Source organism: Hyphomonas sp. NPDC076881, assembly GCF_050269995.1.
GTDB lineage: Bacteria > Pseudomonadota > Alphaproteobacteria > Caulobacterales > Hyphomonadaceae > Hyphomonas.
In genome coordinates this window covers 24583-40343 of record NZ_JBNNJJ010000015.1, presented here as the reverse complement: position 1 = coordinate 40343, position 15761 = coordinate 24583, and the positions used below count along the sequence as shown (strand labels likewise).

Annotated in this window: 14 protein-coding genes; 10 read left to right on the top strand and 4 right to left on the bottom strand. The window is 64.0% G+C overall.

Features of this window, described 5'->3' with window-relative positions; genetic code table 11:
* Window positions 1–6 precede the first annotated feature (6 nt).
* The 3 genes from ptsP (at window position 7) to ispG (ending at window position 4567) form a co-directional block, all read left to right on the top strand.
* Complete coding sequence (gene ptsP, locus ACQKI2_RS15465; RefSeq protein ID WP_427380509.1) at window positions 7–2274, top strand: phosphoenolpyruvate--protein phosphotransferase; 2268 nt, start codon at window positions 7–9, stop codon at window positions 2272–2274.
* A 100-nt stretch (window positions 2275–2374) separates the two neighbouring features.
* On the top strand, window positions 2375–3346 hold the full coding sequence (locus tag ACQKI2_RS15460; protein ID WP_427380508.1) for a helix-turn-helix domain-containing protein: 972 nt from the start codon (window positions 2375–2377) through the stop codon (window positions 3344–3346).
* Window positions 3347–3427: 81 nt separating this feature from the next.
* Window positions 3428–4567 (top strand): flavodoxin-dependent (E)-4-hydroxy-3-methylbut-2-enyl-diphosphate synthase, encoded by a 1140-nt coding sequence (gene ispG / locus ACQKI2_RS15455; protein ID WP_427380506.1) that lies wholly within the window; start codon window positions 3428–3430, stop codon window positions 4565–4567.
* Window positions 4568–4575: 8 nt separating this feature from the next.
* Here the strand turns inward: ispG and ACQKI2_RS15450 are convergent, their stop codons facing one another.
* The 3 genes from ACQKI2_RS15450 to ACQKI2_RS15440 form a co-directional block, all read right to left on the bottom strand.
* The gene (locus tag ACQKI2_RS15450) at window positions 4576–5916 is read right to left on the bottom strand and encodes a flavin-containing monooxygenase (RefSeq protein WP_427380503.1); all 1341 of its coding nucleotides are present in this window, start codon (window positions 5914–5916) and stop codon (window positions 4576–4578) included.
* 105 nt (window positions 5917–6021) lie between these two features.
* Window positions 6022–6555 carry a DUF1254 domain-containing protein gene (locus tag ACQKI2_RS15445; RefSeq protein WP_427380502.1) on the bottom strand — a complete coding sequence of 178 codons (534 nt, stop codon included), beginning with the start codon at window positions 6553–6555 and terminating at the stop codon, window positions 6022–6024.
* The gene (locus ACQKI2_RS15440; RefSeq protein WP_427380500.1) at window positions 6555–7157 is read right to left on the bottom strand and encodes a DUF1214 domain-containing protein; all 603 of its coding nucleotides are present in this window, start codon (window positions 7155–7157) and stop codon (window positions 6555–6557) included. Before ACQKI2_RS15440 ends, ACQKI2_RS15445 begins: the two co-directional genes overlap by 1 nt.
* A gap of 116 nt (window positions 7158–7273) precedes the next feature.
* Here ACQKI2_RS15440 and ACQKI2_RS15435 point away from each other — a divergent pair, with 116 nt between their 5' ends.
* The 5 genes from ACQKI2_RS15435 to ACQKI2_RS15415 all read left to right on the top strand — a co-directional run bounded on the left by ACQKI2_RS15435 (window position 7274) and on the right by ACQKI2_RS15415 (window position 11950).
* The gene (locus ACQKI2_RS15435) at window positions 7274–8551 is read left to right on the top strand and encodes a hypothetical protein (protein WP_427380499.1); all 1278 of its coding nucleotides are present in this window, start codon (window positions 7274–7276) and stop codon (window positions 8549–8551) included.
* A 33-nt stretch (window positions 8552–8584) separates the two neighbouring features.
* Window positions 8585–9016, top strand: a complete 432-nt coding sequence (locus tag ACQKI2_RS15430) for an MAPEG family protein (RefSeq protein ID WP_427380497.1) — start codon at window positions 8585–8587, stop codon at window positions 9014–9016.
* A gap of 48 nt (window positions 9017–9064) precedes the next feature.
* Window positions 9065–10141 (top strand): peptide chain release factor 1, encoded by a 1077-nt coding sequence (gene prfA / locus ACQKI2_RS15425; RefSeq protein WP_427380496.1) that lies wholly within the window; start codon window positions 9065–9067, stop codon window positions 10139–10141.
* On the top strand, window positions 10138–10995 hold the full coding sequence (gene prmC / locus ACQKI2_RS15420; RefSeq protein ID WP_427380494.1) for a peptide chain release factor N(5)-glutamine methyltransferase: 858 nt from the start codon (window positions 10138–10140) through the stop codon (window positions 10993–10995). The genes prfA and prmC overlap by 4 nt, the downstream gene beginning before the upstream one ends.
* A gap of 220 nt (window positions 10996–11215) precedes the next feature.
* Window positions 11216–11950, top strand: coding sequence for a DUF4167 domain-containing protein (locus tag ACQKI2_RS15415; RefSeq protein WP_427380493.1), 735 nt, complete (start codon window positions 11216–11218; stop codon window positions 11948–11950).
* 3 nt (window positions 11951–11953) lie between these two features.
* Here the strand turns inward: ACQKI2_RS15415 and ACQKI2_RS15410 are convergent, their stop codons facing one another.
* Window positions 11954–12439, bottom strand: a complete 486-nt coding sequence (locus tag ACQKI2_RS15410; RefSeq protein WP_427380491.1) for a hypothetical protein — start codon at window positions 12437–12439, stop codon at window positions 11954–11956.
* Between the two features lie 83 nt (window positions 12440–12522).
* Between ACQKI2_RS15410 and ACQKI2_RS15405 the strand changes: the two genes are divergently transcribed.
* Both ACQKI2_RS15405 and clpB read left to right on the top strand, forming a co-directional pair.
* A complete protein-coding gene (locus tag ACQKI2_RS15405; RefSeq protein WP_427380490.1) occupies window positions 12523–12963 on the top strand; it encodes a MarR family winged helix-turn-helix transcriptional regulator in 441 nt (146 codons plus the stop codon).
* A 178-nt stretch (window positions 12964–13141) separates the two neighbouring features.
* Window positions 13142–15760: an ATP-dependent chaperone ClpB gene (gene clpB, locus ACQKI2_RS15400; RefSeq protein ID WP_427380489.1), complete on the top strand. Its 2619-nt coding sequence runs from the start codon at window positions 13142–13144 to the stop codon at window positions 15758–15760.
* Window position 15761: the final 1 nt, after the last annotated feature.

Sequence of the window (15761 nt, the reverse complement as noted above, 5' to 3'; positions counted from 1 at the left end):
GGGAACATGCCGTATAATCTGCCGGCCACCCGAGTTCTGATGAACAGCCTTCGCCAGGTTATGGCGGAGGATGGAGAGACCCGTTCGCGTCTTGATCAGGTCGTGCATCTGATCGCGTCCACCATGGTCGCCGATGTGTGCTCGATCTATCACCGCGAGGCCGATGGCACCCTGCTGCTGATCGCCACCGAGGGTCTCAAACCCGAAGCCGTCAACAAGACGCGCATGGGCGCCTCCGAGGGCCTTGTCGGCTATGTCGCCCGAACGGCCGAGCCGATTGCCATTGAAGATGCGCCCCGCCATCCGGCTTTCTCCTACCGGCCGGAAACGGGGGAAGACCCGTTCCACGCTTTCCTGGGTGTGCCGATCCTGCGCACCGGCGGGGTGATCGGCGTCCTCGTCGTGCAGAACCGCACCGAGCGGGTTTACCGCGATGAAGAGGTCGAAACCCTCCAGACCATCGCCATGGTTCTGGCCGAAATTGTCCACCGGATCAGCGAAGACCAGTCCAGTGCCCAGCCCGAGCGGCGCGCCCGCGGGCAGAATGGCGGCAATCTGCGCGGGCGCATCTTCTGCGAAGGCCTCGGCTATGGCCGCGCCGTGCTGCACGATCCGGTCGTTCCGGCTGCCCGTTTCTTTGCCGCAGACCAGAAAGAGGAAGCCCTCCGCCTGGAGCAGGGCCTCAAGGATCTGCGCGCCTCCATTGACCGGATGATGCTGATCGACGGGGCCGCGCTCGGCGAAGACCCGCGCGATGTGATGGAGGCCTACCGCCTCCTGGCGCATGACTCGTCCTGGGCCGAGAAGCTGCAGGAGGGCGTGCGCTCGGGCCTGTCGGCAGAAGCCTCGGTCGACCGGGCCCGCCGCGAACACCGCGCCAAGCTGCAGGCCGCGCGCGATCCTTACCTGCGCGAGCGGCTGCATGATCTGGAAGATCTCGACAACCGCCTGCTGCGCGTGCTCGGGGGGGAAGAGAGCAAACCCCAGATCACCGGCGAGAGCAGCGTGCTCGTGGCCCGGCGCCTCGGCCCGGCAGAGCTGCTGGAATATGCCAAGCTGGGCCTCAAGGGCATCCTGATGGAAGAGGCCGCCGCCTCCTCCCATGCTGCGATCGTGGCCCGCGCGCTGTCCATTCCCGCCATCGGCGGCATCGAGGGGCTGACCACGCTGATCGAGCAGGACGATTATGTGATCGTCGATGCGGAGCAGGGCCAGGCGCATATCCGCCCCGATGATGCGGTGTATGACGCCTACAAGTCCCGCGTGGCGCTGCGCTCGGAGCGTCAGGCCGTCTATGCCAGCCTGCGCGGCCTTCCGGCGCAGACAAAAGACGGCAAGGCCGTTTCGCTGATGCTCAATGCCGGCCTCGATCTTGATCTCGACATGATGGATCAGGCCGGGGCAGACGGGGTTGGCCTCTTCCGCACCGAGTTCCAGTTCCTCGTCTCCGAAACCCTGCCGCGCCTGGAAGATCAGATCGCGCTCTACCGCCGGGTGCTGGACCGGGCGGCGGGCAAGCCGGTGATCTTTCGCACGCTCGATCTCGGCGGCGACAAGGTGCTGCCTATCCTCAACCAGCTCCGCGAGGAAAACCCGGCGCTGGGCTGGCGGTCGATCCGGTTTGCGCTCGATCACAAGGGCCTTTTCCGCCGCCAGCTGCGCGCGCTCGTCCGCGCGGCGGGGAAGGGGGCGCTGACGGTTATGTTCCCGATGGTCACCACCCCGGAAGAGTTCCGCGAGGCGCGCGCCCTGCTTGAGGAAGAAGTGGCCTGGACGCTGAAGCGGACCGGCCAGAAGCCTTCGAAGCTGGAAATCGGGGTGATGCTGGAAACGCCTGCCCTGGCCTTTGCCTTGCCGGATCTCGCCGGTGAGATCGATTTCCTGTCGGTGGGCACCAACGACCTTCTGCAGTTCTTCTTCGCGGCAGACCGGATGACGCCGTCTGTGTCAGACCGGTACGCCCTGATCAGCCCCTCGGCGCTGCGTTTCCTGCGGATGGTGGCGGAGACCTGCCAGACCGCCGGTATCCGGCTGTCGGTCTGCGGTGAGGCGACGGCCACGCCGCTGGCGGCCTTCTGCTTTGCCGCTTTCGGCTATACCAGCCTGTCGATGTCGGCGTCCTCCATTGGCCCGGTCAAGCAGGCCCTGCGCTCCATTGATCTGGCAGGGTTCCGGCGCGGGCTGGATCAAGCCCTGAATGAGCCGAACGAAGCGTTCCGTAACCAAGTGTTAAGGATAGCACTAGAGCATGGGGCGGATATACCGGACACCTGAAGCCGGATTTAGACGGGATGATGGCGGATTTTTCTTGGCCTGGACCGTTTTTTGCCAAATTTGATACCCATATGGCAGCGGTCGAAGAGACTGGTAGAATATGGCACACATCATGACGCCTGAACCGGTAGAGGACGGACAGAAGTCCGAAGCAACTGTGGCTGAAAACGGAACGGACCGTTCGAATGTTACGCCCATCTCGCCGCGCGCCGCGCGGGAGCTGGAAGTGCGCGAGGGCCGTGTCCGCGCTGAAGAGATTTTCCGCACCGCCGAATATGAAGGTGAAGCCCTTCGCATGGGGCAGGTGCTGCGCCGCGTCCGCGAAGCCCTCGGCTTCCAGCTGACCGACATCGCCAAGGAAACCCGCATCCGCGAGAATTTCCTCATGGGGATCGAGCGGATGGAGGTGCAGTCCATCGCCCCGGGCTATCTGAAGGCCTATCTGCTGACCTATGCGCGCTATCTGGGCCTGCCCGAGCAGGAAGTGGTGCAGCGTTACACCCGGGAATGTGGCGGCGTGGATGAGGTCAAGACGGCCGCGCCGGTGCCCAAGATCGGCCAGATCCAGAAACAGCGCACCAAATGGCCGCTGATCGTCGCGGGCGCCGCCATGCTGGCCGCCGTGATTGCGGCAGGCGTCACCGCCATGGTGATGATGAACAATGCCCCCGAGGAGCCGCTGAGCGAGGCCCCGGTGGCCGTTTCCGGCGCGCGGGACAGCCTGTTTGACAATGTGCGCACCGAAACGCGCCCGGCGGTCGATCTGCCGCTGGAGATCGTGGCCGTCCGTCAGGGCTGGCTGGAAGTGCGCGGCGCCGATGGCACCATCTTCCTCAGCCGCACCCTGGCAGAGGGCGAAACCTTCTTCCCGCGCCTCAATGCCGGCTGGACCGTCTCGGCCCGCAATGGCGGCGATTTCCAGTGGCGTGTGGGCGATGTGGTGGTCGGAACGGTCGGGCCGGAAGGCGCGCAGGTCTTCTCCCTGTCGGTCGATGAACAGCTGCCGCGTGCCGCCGAACTTCTCGCGCCGCCGGAAGTGGCTGCCACCGGGAGCACCAAGGCGACACCTTGAGGCCTTTACGGGGCGCGTTCCACGCGCCACATCTGGCCTGACCTCATCTGCCGATGAGTCCAAGCCCGTGCGAGACGCCTCATGAGCCACAATCCGATCCGTCCCTGGCGCAATATCGAGCGCCGCAAGTCCCGTCAGGTGCGGGTGGGGAATGTGCTGGTGGGCGGGGACGCGCCCATCGCCGTGCAGACGATGACCAACACCCCGACCGAGGACGCGGCCGCCACCATCGCGCAGATCCTGCGCTGCGCCGAAGCGGGCGCCGACATCGTGCGCGTCTCCTGCCCGACCGAAGAGTCGACGCAGGCCATGCGCGAGATCGTGAAAGCCTCGCCAGTTCCGCTCGTGGCCGACATCCATTTCCATTACAAGCGCGGCATCGAGGCGGCGGATGCGGGCGCGGCCTGCCTGCGGATCAATCCCGGCAATATCGGCTCGCCCGCGCGCGTGAAGGAAGTCGTCGCTGCGGCGCGCGCCAATGGCTGCTCAATGCGGATCGGCGTCAATGGCGGCAGCCTGGAGCGGCACCTGCTGGAGAAGTATGGCGAGCCCTGCCCGGACGCGATGGTGGAAAGCGCGCTTGATCACGCGCGTATCCTCGATGATCTCGGCTTCCATGATTACAAGATCTCGGTGAAGGCGTCGGACATGTTCCTCACCGTTGCCGCCTATCAGGCCCTTGCCGAGGCCACTGATGCGCCGCTGCACCTTGGCATCACTGAGGCCGGCGGACTTCGTACGGGTACGGTCAAATCCTCGATCGGCATGGGCGCGCTGCTCTGGGCGGGCATCGGCGACACGATCCGCGTCTCGCTTTCGGCTGAGCCGGAAGAGGAGGTGAAGGTCGGCTTCGAGATGCTCAAATCCCTCGGCCTGCGCACACGCGGGGTCAATATCGTGGCGTGCCCGAGCTGCGCGCGCCAGGGCTTTGACGTGATCCGCACGGTCGAGACGCTGGAGAAGCGCCTGGCGCATGTCTCCGAGCCGATTTCGCTCTCCATCATCGGCTGCGTGGTCAACGGCCCCGGCGAGGCGGCGATGACCGATCTTGGCTTTACCGGCGGCGGCAAGGAAAGCGGCAAGATGTTCGTCAACGGACGGGCAGACCATAACGTCTCGAACGCCGATATGGTGGAACATATCGTCAAGCTGGTCGAAGAAAAGGCCGCCCGCCTCAAGGCGCAACGTGAAGCCGAAACGGCGGAAGTGCCCGCCGAATAGGCGGGAACTCAGCGCTGCCGGCGCGCCGCTCCGCGCCTCATCTCGTTCCGCATCGCGCGTGCGTAAAGCGCCGGGTTGAAAGCCTTGCCCGAATTCACGCCGGAGGCGTGCCGGTCGATCTCAGCCTGGGGCGGCAGGGCGTAGGCGCCGGACAGGACGGCGGCTGCAAAACGGGCCTGAACTTCCGAAACCGGCCAGAAGGCGCCAGTCGGCCTTCCTAACCCGGCAAAGAAAAGATCATGCCGGCGAGGGGACATCACGGCGCGAAAGAGGCGCAGATCATCGCCTGCCGTGTCGGCCAGGGATGCGTCCAGGAAAGGGAAGGCCAGGTGAAAGCCTGTGGCGCAGACGATCACATCCGCTGGCGCCCGGCGGCCATCTGCGAAGACGGCTTCCCGGCCTTCAAGGGCCAGGATCTCGCCGCGCGCCTGCACGTCGCCCGCCTCCAGGGCTGCCAGAAGATCCTGGGCCACGGTTGGCCGCTTGTCGAAAGGATGGTCCGGCGGCGGAGGAAGTCCCAGTTCGACCATCCGCTTCATTTGCCCGCCGAACTGCTTGCGGATCGCCTTCTTGGCGATCCAGGCGAAGAGCGGTTGGTGGAGCTTTTCGGGCAGGAGTTTGAAGACCGGCAAGACCGGGTCTTCGGGGTGTACCATGGGCGTCTTGTCCGAAAGGGACTTGCCGTTGACCAGCTTGGGCATGATCCATGTGCCGCTGCGCGCCGACAGGGTTACGGAAGCTGCGCCCGCCCGCGCCATTTCCACGGCAATCTCGCAGCCCGTGTTGCCAATGCCGGCGACGATCACATGTTTTCCTGCCGTATCGACGGGGGTCTGCGGGTCGCGGTAGCGCTGCGCGTGGAATAACGTTCCGGAGAAGGTTCCTGCGAATACCGGAAGGCGCGGTTGCCAGTAGGTTCCGGTGGCAACCAGGATGGCGTCGAATGCCTCATCGCGGATTGTACCGTCCGGGCCCCGGACCTGAACAATCCAGCCTTGATCCGTCAACGGAGTGGCCTTGAGAACTTCGGTGTTCAGATGAAGCCGCGAAGCAAGGTTGAAGGCCTCTGCATAGGATGTCAGCCATTCGGCGACCTGCGCAGCGGAGGGAAAGACCGGCCAGTCTTCCGGCATGGGAAAATCGCTGAACCGGTTCATCCGGCGCGGGGTGTTGGTTTTTAGTGACCGGTAAGCGGCGGAGCGGCCATTGGGATTGTCGATCACCCATTGGCCGCCCACAACGGGGGAAAGGTCAAAACACTGGGCATCCAGTCCCGCCTGCGCGAGCGTCTTGGTTGCGACCAGGCCAGATGGGCCAGCGCCGATCACACAGATGCGTTTGCCGCCCATACCAGCCTCCCGACAGCTTGTGCTGTCAGAATATAATTGAGAATGATTCTCAATTATGCAAGCGGGAAATATCGGAAACCGGCTTGCGGGTGGTTATTTTCTCTTTCACAGCGGCGCGCAGCGGCTTGCCGGGATCAGCGCGGCGGCGGCCTCATAGGCTGCTTGCGAAGGGGCCAGCCTGCGTATCAGGGCGAGGGCTTCGGGCTTTGACACGATCACCTGCTCGGCCTCGCCATACTGGTAGAGATCCTGCCCCTCCAGTGCCACGATCACCCGGCGAATGCCCGGCGTGCCTTCCGCGCGCGCATCCAGAGAGCTGGCATAGACATTGTCCGTATCCGCCTCAAAGACCGAGAGCGAGCCGTATTCCGGCCAGGCTGGCACGGAAAGCTCCACCGGCCCGTTGGAGAGGTCAATCAGGCAGATGGCATAGGCCAGATCGGGGGAGGGGCGCACCACGGGCTGGCTTTCCGGGGTGACACGCGGGCTCATCGCCCAGGCATGCACCGGCATCCCCCGCTCGACCATCTGCCCACGGACCGTTGACATGATCCTGCCCGGCAGGGCGGTCAGCACCACGAAATGCGCAATCAGGAAGGTAACGGCAAAGGCGGCAAGCCCGGTGAAGAAGGCACGCATCAGGCAGCCCCTCCGCAGGAAAGGCGTTTGATCACCGGCGCGGGCAGCGCGTCCTCAGGGGCCGCAATCAGCTCGGGCGTGGGTTTGTAGATGCGCAGCATCAGATCGAACGTGCCGGCATTCTGGCTGGACACCCAGTTTCCGGTCTCCGGGCCATCCGCCGCCACGGTGAAGGACCAGGTGCTGCCGGCGCTGGCGGCTGCCGCCTTGGTCTTGTCGAAGGAGAGCGCGTTATCCTTGTTGAGGGGCAGATAGCTCTCGGCGTCATAGAGGGTCACCGACCACCAGAGCCCCGGCATGTCGCCCCCGCTCACTTCATAGGTGCAGTCTTCGGAAAGGCGCTGGCCGTCCTCGTCCACGCCCTTGGTGAAATAGACCGCTTCTTCCTTGGTCAGGGCCAGGAGGCCGTGGCGGGCCACCCGCGCCCGCGTCCAGGGATTGGCCGCCGTGGACCCGATGGTCCAGTCGCTTTTCCAGCCGTTTACATTGATTTCATCGCCGAAACCCGCGCCCGCGCCGAACATGCCAGCGGCAAAGAGAGCCGTAACCGCCCCCGCCGCCAGGCCCAGCACACCACCAATCAGAAGAACAACAATCCGCATCCGCTCACGCTATCGTGACTGCAGCCGCCTGCAAGAGGAAAACAGAAGGGGGCTGGGAGGCGCCCCCGCAATGCGCTAGCACACATGCCTTAGCGGGCATCTTTCCAGGTTTGTTCATGGTGTTGAGAGTTTTGCGCTGGACCGGCCTCAGCCTTCTGGCGGGTGTGCTGCTTCTTGTCGGGTCAAGCTGCACGATGCTCGGCCTGAACTATGCGAGCCTGGATACCGCCAACAAGCCCGCCGCCACCCCGCCGATCGATGTCGCCGCGCTGGTTTCCGATCCAGGCGAGCGCGCCCGCCTCAAGGGGCTACTGCAGGACACGCTGTATGGCGCCTGGCCGGAAGGCCTGCCGGTCAGCTTTGGGGACTGGCGGGTGATCGTTCCGGACTATCTGGAAGGCCGCGGCACGCTGGAAGAGCTGGACATCACCATCGGCGCAGGCCCCGGCGCGCGCACTTTCCAGCTCGTGGCGGCCTTCCCGTCGGGCGCGGTACATGTCCCGGTCGTCATTGCGCAGACCTTCGGGTCCAACTGCGCCACCTTTCCGGAGCAGCCCGTCACCAGCATGGATGGGGACGCCTGCACCGTGCGGGATTTTGGCAAGTTCGCCAGCATGGTCATTTCCGCCGTGTTCGGGGAATATATCGCCGAGGCGCCCATCGACCTCTATTTCGATGCCGGCTTTGCCTATGCCAGCTTCCACGCGAGCGATTTCGTGCCCGATGACAAGGACGAAGCCGGCCCCGCGATTGAGGCGCTTGGCGGAAACCCAAATCCCGGCAGCACGCTGATGGCCTGGGCCTATGCCTATTCGGCCGTTATCACGGCGCTGGAGTCTGACGAGCGGATCGACAACAATCGCACGGCCATCCTCGGCCATTCCCGCCATGGCAAGGCCGCGCTTCTGGCGGCCGCCTGGGATCCGCGCGTTGATGCCGTGATCGCGCACCAGTCGGGCTTTGGCGGCGCGGCGCTCTCGCGCTCGCCCTTGGGTGAGCGGCTGGACCGGATGGTGAAATCCTATCCGCACTGGCTGGCCCCCAGCGCGGCGCCCTATGCGGCCGACCCCGCCACGCTGCCTTTCGATCAGCATCACCTGCTGGCGCTGATCGCGCCGCGTCCGCTCTTCCTGGGTAATGCGCGCCGGGATGTCTGGGCCGATCCCAATTCCAGCTATCGCGCGGCCTATGCGGCCAGCGCCGTCTGGCGCGCCTATGGCGAGACGGGCCTGAAAGACGATATGGCCCATTTCGATCCGGCCGCCGATATCTCCTTTTTCCTGCGCCCCGGCGGCCACAGCATCGTGGACGATGACATTGAGGCCTTCCTGGCCTTCCTGAAGGCGCATCTGCAGAAAACAGCTCAGTTGCCAAGCCAGGTGACAGCGCCCTAATCTCTCCCAACACTGCTGTGGGAGGCAACAACAATGGCAATACCTGAAATCGAATTCCTGAAACCGGTGCTGGCGCTGGTTATCTGGACCTGCGTGCTGTGGATCTGGATGTATGCGCTGCGCCTGCCAGCCTTCGGCAAGGCGGGCATCAAGCCGGATGAGGCGCGCCATCCGGGCACCTATTCGGACAAGCTTCCCTCGCATGTCCGCTCGGCAGCGGACAATTACAACCACCTGCACGAACAGCCGACGATCTTCTACGCCCTCATGTTCTTCGCTGCGCTCACCGGGGGCGGGGACAATCTCTCCACCCTGGTTGCCTGGGCCTATGTGGCGCTGCGGGTGGTGCATTCCTTCGTGCAGATCGTGATCGGCTCGGTGCCGCTGCGCTTCCTGGTCTTCTCGCTGGGCACATTCTGCCTGTTCTTCCTGGCGGGGAAGGAAGCCCTGCGTATCTTCGCCTGACAGCGGCGCGGGCTTCCATGCCGCCTGAAAGCGGATTAAAGGGCGGGCATGTCAGCCCTGTCCCAGATGCGCCTTCAGCAGGTGATCGACCGGTTCGAGGAGGTTGAGGCCCGGATGGGCGCAACCTCCGACTCCACGGAGATCATCACCCTTTCCAAGGAACACGCCGAGCTCCGCCCGGTGGTCGAGAAGGCGCGCGACCTGATGTCGGCCCGCAAGGGCCTGGCCGAAGCCGAAGCGATGCTCGCCTCCGGCGACAAGGAAATGGCCGAACTGGCCGAGATGGAGATTGAAGATCTGCGCGAGCGCCTGCCAGTGCTGGAACAGGAGATGCAGATCCTGCTTCTGCCCAAGGATGTCGATGACAAGGCCGACATTGTTCTGGAGGTGCGCGCGGGCACGGGCGGGGATGAAGCCGCGCTGTTCGCGGGCGACCTCTTCCGGATGTACACCCGTTTCGCCCAGATCATGGGCTGGAAGGTGGAGATCGTGGACGCCTCTCCGGGGGACGCTGGTGGTTATAAGGAAATCATCGCCAACGTGTCCGGGGATGGCGTGTTCGGGCGGATGAAATGGGAAAGCGGTGTCCACCGCGTCCAGCGCGTGCCCGCCACCGAAACGCAGGGCCGCATCCATACGTCAGCCGCCACGGTCGCGGTTCTGCCGGCTCCGGAAAATATCGAGATTGAGGTTCGCCCCGAAGACATCCGTATCGATACGATGCGGGCCTCCGGCGCTGGCGGCCAGCACGTCAACAAGACCGACTCGGCTGTGCGCATCACCCACCTTGCCACCGGCATCGTGGTTACAAGCTCCGAGAAATCCCAGCATGTGAACCGCGACAAGGCGATGCAGCAGCTGAAGATCCGCCTCTACGAAAAGGAACGCTCTGAGAAGGACGCCGCCCGCGCAGAGGCCCGCGCCAGCCAGATTGGTTCCGGTGACCGCAGCCAGAAAGTGCGCACCTACAACTATCCGGAAAACCGCGTCACCGATCACCGTATCGGCCTGACGCTCTATTCGCTGGACCGGATCATTGCCGGCGACAAGCTCGGCGATGTAATCGAAGCTCTGATCACGGAAGATCAGTCGCGGCGTCTCGCGGCGCTTGAGGCGAGCGCGTGACACCGCCCACCTATGACGCGCTGATCAGGGCCGCTGCCCGCCAACTTGGAGAAGCAGGTATCGGCAATCCCAGATCAGAAGCGATGATGCTGATGATCCATGCCTTCGGCGGGTCGCATCTGGCGCTGATCACGTCCGGAAATTCGCCGGTGCCCAAATCGGTGGAAGATGAATTCCTCGCCGCTGTCGCGCGCCGGGCCGCGCGCGAGCCGGCCCAGCACATCATGGGCGAGACGCATTTCTACGGCCTCGACATCCTCACCGATGCGCGCGCCCTCATTCCGCGCACCGACAGCGAGTGCGTCGTCACCGCGGCGCTTGACCGCCTGCCGAAGGATGGCCCGCTCTGGCTGGCTGATCTCGGCACCGGCACAGGCTGCCTCCTCGCCGCGCTGCTCACAGAGCGCCCGGAGGCCAGCGGGGAAGGGGTGGAGGCAAGCCCCGAAGCCGCGCGCCTTGCCCGCGCGAATCTGGAAAAGCACCGCCTGACGGATCGCTCGGCCATCTTCATCGGCAGCTGGGAAGACTGGCAGGGCTGGCCAAAGGCGGACCTCATCATCTCCAACCCGCCTTATATCGTCTCGGATGTGATCGGCGAGCTTGAGCCGGAAGTGCGCGATCATGAGCCGCTGATGGCGCTTGATGGCGGCCGGGACGGGCTCAACTGCTACCGGGAGATCATTGCGCTGGGCGCTGCCGGCATGAAGCCCGGCGCCTGGCTGGTGCTGGAGATCGGCTATGATCAGAAAGAGGCCGTTCTGGGCCTGATGACGCTGGCCGGCTTTGAAAGCCTCGCCACTGGTCAGGATCTGGGCAGCAATGACCGCTGGGTGGCGGGCTGCAGACCGCGTTAATTCTGCTTACATTTTCCCTTGGCGGACCCTGCATTCCACGTTACATAAGGGCTCGGCGAGGGGCCGCCCGCAATTTCCTGCGGGTGCAGATGCAAGCTCCCGCCAGGGATCGGTTGAAACGGCAGCGTCGATACTCAGGCCCCACCTGCACGCAGAAGCTAACGGTTCTGACAACTGCTTGCCGGCAATTTTAGGCACACTTTGAAACAGGATACCCCGAATGAAACGCTCACGCGGGCGCAACAGACGCTCAGGCGGCAATCCGCAGAATGCTTTCAACAATCCCAACCGCCACTATGAGAGTGTCGGTCCGGACGTGAAAATCCGCGGTTCTGCCCAGCAGGTTCTGGAGAAATACCTCCAATATGCCCGTGACGCGCAGACCAGCGGCGACCGCATTCTCTCCGAAGCCTATTTCCAGTTCGCCGAGCACTATCAGCGCATCGTCGCCAAGCAGCTCGAAGCGCGTAACCAGCAGCAACAGCAGCACCAGAACCGGGGCGACCGGCGCGACGATCGCGACAATCGCCCGAACGGTGACCGGGATTATCGCGGCAACCAGCCCTCCGAAGGCGCCGATACCGGCGAAGAGGATGCGGGCGAGGCCGTCGTTGTCACTTCCACCCATTCCCGTCACGAGGATGAAGGCGAGCGCGCCGATTCGCTCCGCGTGATCGATACCGATGACGAGGCCGATGATTCGTCTGCTGAGCAGGCCGAGGAAGCCGCTGCCGAAGAGGCCGCCCCGGCTGAGCGCGACCGCGCAGAGCGGGGCAGCCGCACCACAGGCCGCCGCAAGCCTTACAAGGCCCGCGAGGAGCGCGCCCCGCGCCAGAAGGAAGAAGACGGCGCCTCCGAGGCCGTTTCCGAAACCGATGGCGTGATGAAAACCCTCTCGCGCGGCCGCCGCCGCCCATCGGCAGAGGAAGCCGCGCCAGCCGAGACAACCGACTGAGTGTCAGCCGGACTGACGGGCCTGCCGGCGGCGGGCCGTCATTTTCCAGCCGTCCCTCATATTCAGGCTGAGTAGCCAAGCGTTTACGGCGCCGGCGGCAAGTTCAATGGCCTGCACGGCATAGAAGGCGGTATCCAGGTCGCCGTCACGGGCCTTGACCGCAAGGAACAGCGCTGAAGGAACGAGCACCAGGATGCCGTTTCCGGCAATGATCCGCATGCGCTTTTGCTTGGCCGCGATAAGTTTGCCCTGACGGCCCTTTGAGAGGGCTGCCCCGCTTGCGCCCGTAAGCGCGAGCGCAGGAATGAGCAGCAGAAAGCCCCAGGGCACCGCCATCTTCACGGCGAGAACAAGTGGGTATACGCCCGATACTTCCGAAATAACCGTCGATGTCCAAAAGATGAGAATGGTCGCCAGCGCAATTGCTCCGGCGATGGGATGGAGTTTCTGGCGGACGCCCGAAGGCGTGCCCAGGGCGGGGGGTGTCATAGCTGTGCCTTTCATGCTCAACATATACATAGTATGCTATATAAAAATTGACAGCAAGCTATATTTCCTTAGGCGGTTGGCTCATGGCATTTGAAAAAACAAAATCTGCGGGCTTCCTCGTCAATCATCTCGCGCGGCTGTTTGCCAATCAGCTGGCAGTCGAGATTGCCCCTCTTGGGCTTGCCCCAGCCCAGTTCATGGCGCTTCTGGAGCTCTGGGCGGGCGATGGCCTCACTCAGTCAGACCTGGTTGAGCGTCTGGACGTCGAGCAGGCAACGCTTGCCAACACGCTTGTCCGGATGGAGCGTGACGGTCTTATCGTCCGGACACCGCATCCTGAAGACAGCCGCGCCAGGCTGATCTGGGTAACGGATCTCGCGCGGCAACTGGAGGGGCCGGCAAAGTCGGCAGCTGCCCGTCTGAACCAGCAGGCGCTGAGCGAATTGGATGAACAGGCCGCCGAGACATTTCTCTCATCAATGCGTGTCGTAATTGCCACCCTGCGGCAGATCCGTGCGGACTGACCCGCCACCGGCCTACGTAAATCTACTGCGACGCCCCGCCTTCCGGCGGGGCGTTTCGTTTTGCGGGGCAAGTGCTTGCAGCTTTCGCCCGGCATTCCCACATCGGCTTCAACGAGACGGCTGCCGCTGAGCGGGGCCGGCAAGCATTACAAATCTGCCTTCAGAAGGGGATGAACCCATGAACCTTGACCAATATACCGAACGTGCCCGCGCCATCATCCAGGGCGCGCAAACCTCCGCGCTGGCCGCCGGCCATCAGGTGCTGACCCCGGCGCACATTCTCAAAACCCTGCTTGAAGACCGCGACCAGCTTGCGGCCAACCTCATCCGCGCCGCCGGTGGCCGGCCGGAGCTGGCCGTGCAGGGCGTCGACACGGCCCTTGGCAAGCTGCCGAAGGTTTCCGGCGCCGGGGCAGGCGGCCTGCGCCTGGAGCAATCGGGCGCCAAACTCTTCCAGGACGCTGAGGCGGGCGCCAAGAAAGCCGGCGACGCTTTCGTCACCGCCGAGCGCCTGCTGCTCGCCATTGCGGGCCTTGCCGGAGACCCCGCAGCCGACGTTCTGAAAACAGCCGGGGTGACCGCCAAGACGCTGGAAGGCGCCATCGCCCAGCTGCGCCAGGGCCGCACCGCAGACAGTCAGAATGCGGAAGAAGGCTATGAAGCGCTGAAGAAATACGCCCGCGACCTGACGAAGGACGCCCGCGAAGGCAAGCTCGATCCCGTGATTGGCCGCGATGAGGAAATCCGCCGCGCGATCCAGGTGCTTTCCCGCCGCTCGAAGAACAACCCCGTCCTGATCGGTGAACCGGGCGTCGGTAAGACGGCCATCGCCGAAGGCCTTGCCCTGCGCATCGTCAATGGCGACGTGCCCGAAAGCCTGAAGGACAAGAAACTCCTCGCGCTCGACATGGGCGCGCTGATCGCGGGCGCCAAATTCCGCGGTGAGTTTGAGGAGCGCCTGAAAGCCGTCCTCAACGAAGTTCAGCAGGCAGAAGGCGGCATCATCCTCTTCATTGACGAAATGCACACCCTTGTCGGCGCAGGCAAGTCTGAAGGCGCGATGGATGCTTCGAACCTTCTGAAACCGGCGCTCGCGCGCGGCGAACTCCACTGTATCGGCGCCACCACGCTCGACGAATACCGCAAATATGTCGAAGGCGACCCGGCGCTTGCCCGCCGCTTCATGGCTGTTTATGTGGACGAGCCGACAGTGGAAGACACGATCTCGATCCTCCGGGGTCTGAAGGGCCGGTATGAGGCCCACCATGGTGTGCGCATTTCCGATGCGGCCATTGTTGCCGCCGCGACTCTCTCGAATCGCTACATCACCGACCGCTTCTTGCCCGACAAGGCCATCGACCTGATGGATGAGGCCGGATCGCGCCTTCGGATGCAGGTCGATTCCAAGCCCGAGGAACTCGACGAGATCGACCGCCGCCTGCTGCAGCTGAAGATCGAGGCCGAAGCCCTCAAGAAGGAAAAAGACACTGCCTCGCAGGACCGGCTGAAAACGCTGGAAGGCGAGATCGCCGGGCTTGAAACCCGCTCGCGCGAACTCACCACGGCCTGGAGCGCGGAGAAGGACAAGCTGAAAGGCGCCGCCTCTGCCAAGGAACAACTCGACCGGGCTTATTCCGACATGGCCGAAGCCCAGCGTCAGGGCGACCTTGCCAAGGCTTCTGAGCTGAAATTCGCCACCATCCCGCGGCTGGAAAAGATGATTGCGGAAGTTGAGGCCAAGGGGGACGCTGAAGGCGGTCTCGTTTCCGAAGTCGTCCGTCCAGAGCATATCGCGGGCGTCGTCTCCAAATGGACCGGTGTTCCCGTCGATAAGATGATGGAAGGGGAGCGCGAGAAACTGCTGCGCATGGAAGACTCCCTGCGGGGCCGTGTCGTCGGCCAGGAAGATGCGCTCGTCGCGGTCTCCAATGCCGTGCGCCGGGCCCGCGCCGGCCTGCAGGATCCCAACCGTCCTATCGGCTCGTTCCTGTTCGTCGGCCCCACGGGCGTGGGCAAGACGGAGCTGACCAAGGCACTTGCCGAATTCATGTTCGATGACGACACCGCCATCCTGCGGCTCGACATGTCGGAATTCTCGGAGAAACACTCCGTGGCCAGACTGATCGGCGCGCCTCCGGGCTATGTCGGTTATGATGAAGGCGGCGTACTGACCGAGGCTGTCCGGCGCCGGCCCTATCAGGTCGTCCTGTTCGACGAGGTGGAGAAGGCCCATCCGGACCTTTTCAACACGCTGCTTCAGGTGCTCGATGATGGCCGCCTCACCGATGGCCAGGGCCGCACGGTGGACTTCAAGAACACGATCATCATCATGACCTCGAACCTCGGCGCAGACGCGCTGGCGAGCGGGGAGGAGGGTGACGTTTCCGAACAGGCGCGCGAACATGTGATGGCCGCCATCCGCCGCCATTTCCGCCCGGAATTCATCAACCGGATCGACGAGATCGTCTTCTTCAAGCGGCTCGGCCGCGGCGAGATCGATCATATCGTCGATATCCAGATGAGCCGCCTCGAAAAGCTGCTCAAGGACCGGAAGATGAAGCTCGATCTCAGCCTGGACGCCCGCAACTGGCTGGCCGCCCGTGGCTATGATCCGGTCTATGGCGCGCGCCCCCTGAAGCGCGTGATCCAGAAAGAGCTGCAGGACCCGCTCGCGCGCCTGCTGCTGGAAGGCCGCATCCTCGATGGCGAAACGATCCATGTCGGCGTCGAAGGCGATGGCCTCTCCATCAACGGCGTGCCCAACACCTTCGCCAAGGGCAAGGTGGCGCTGAATTAAG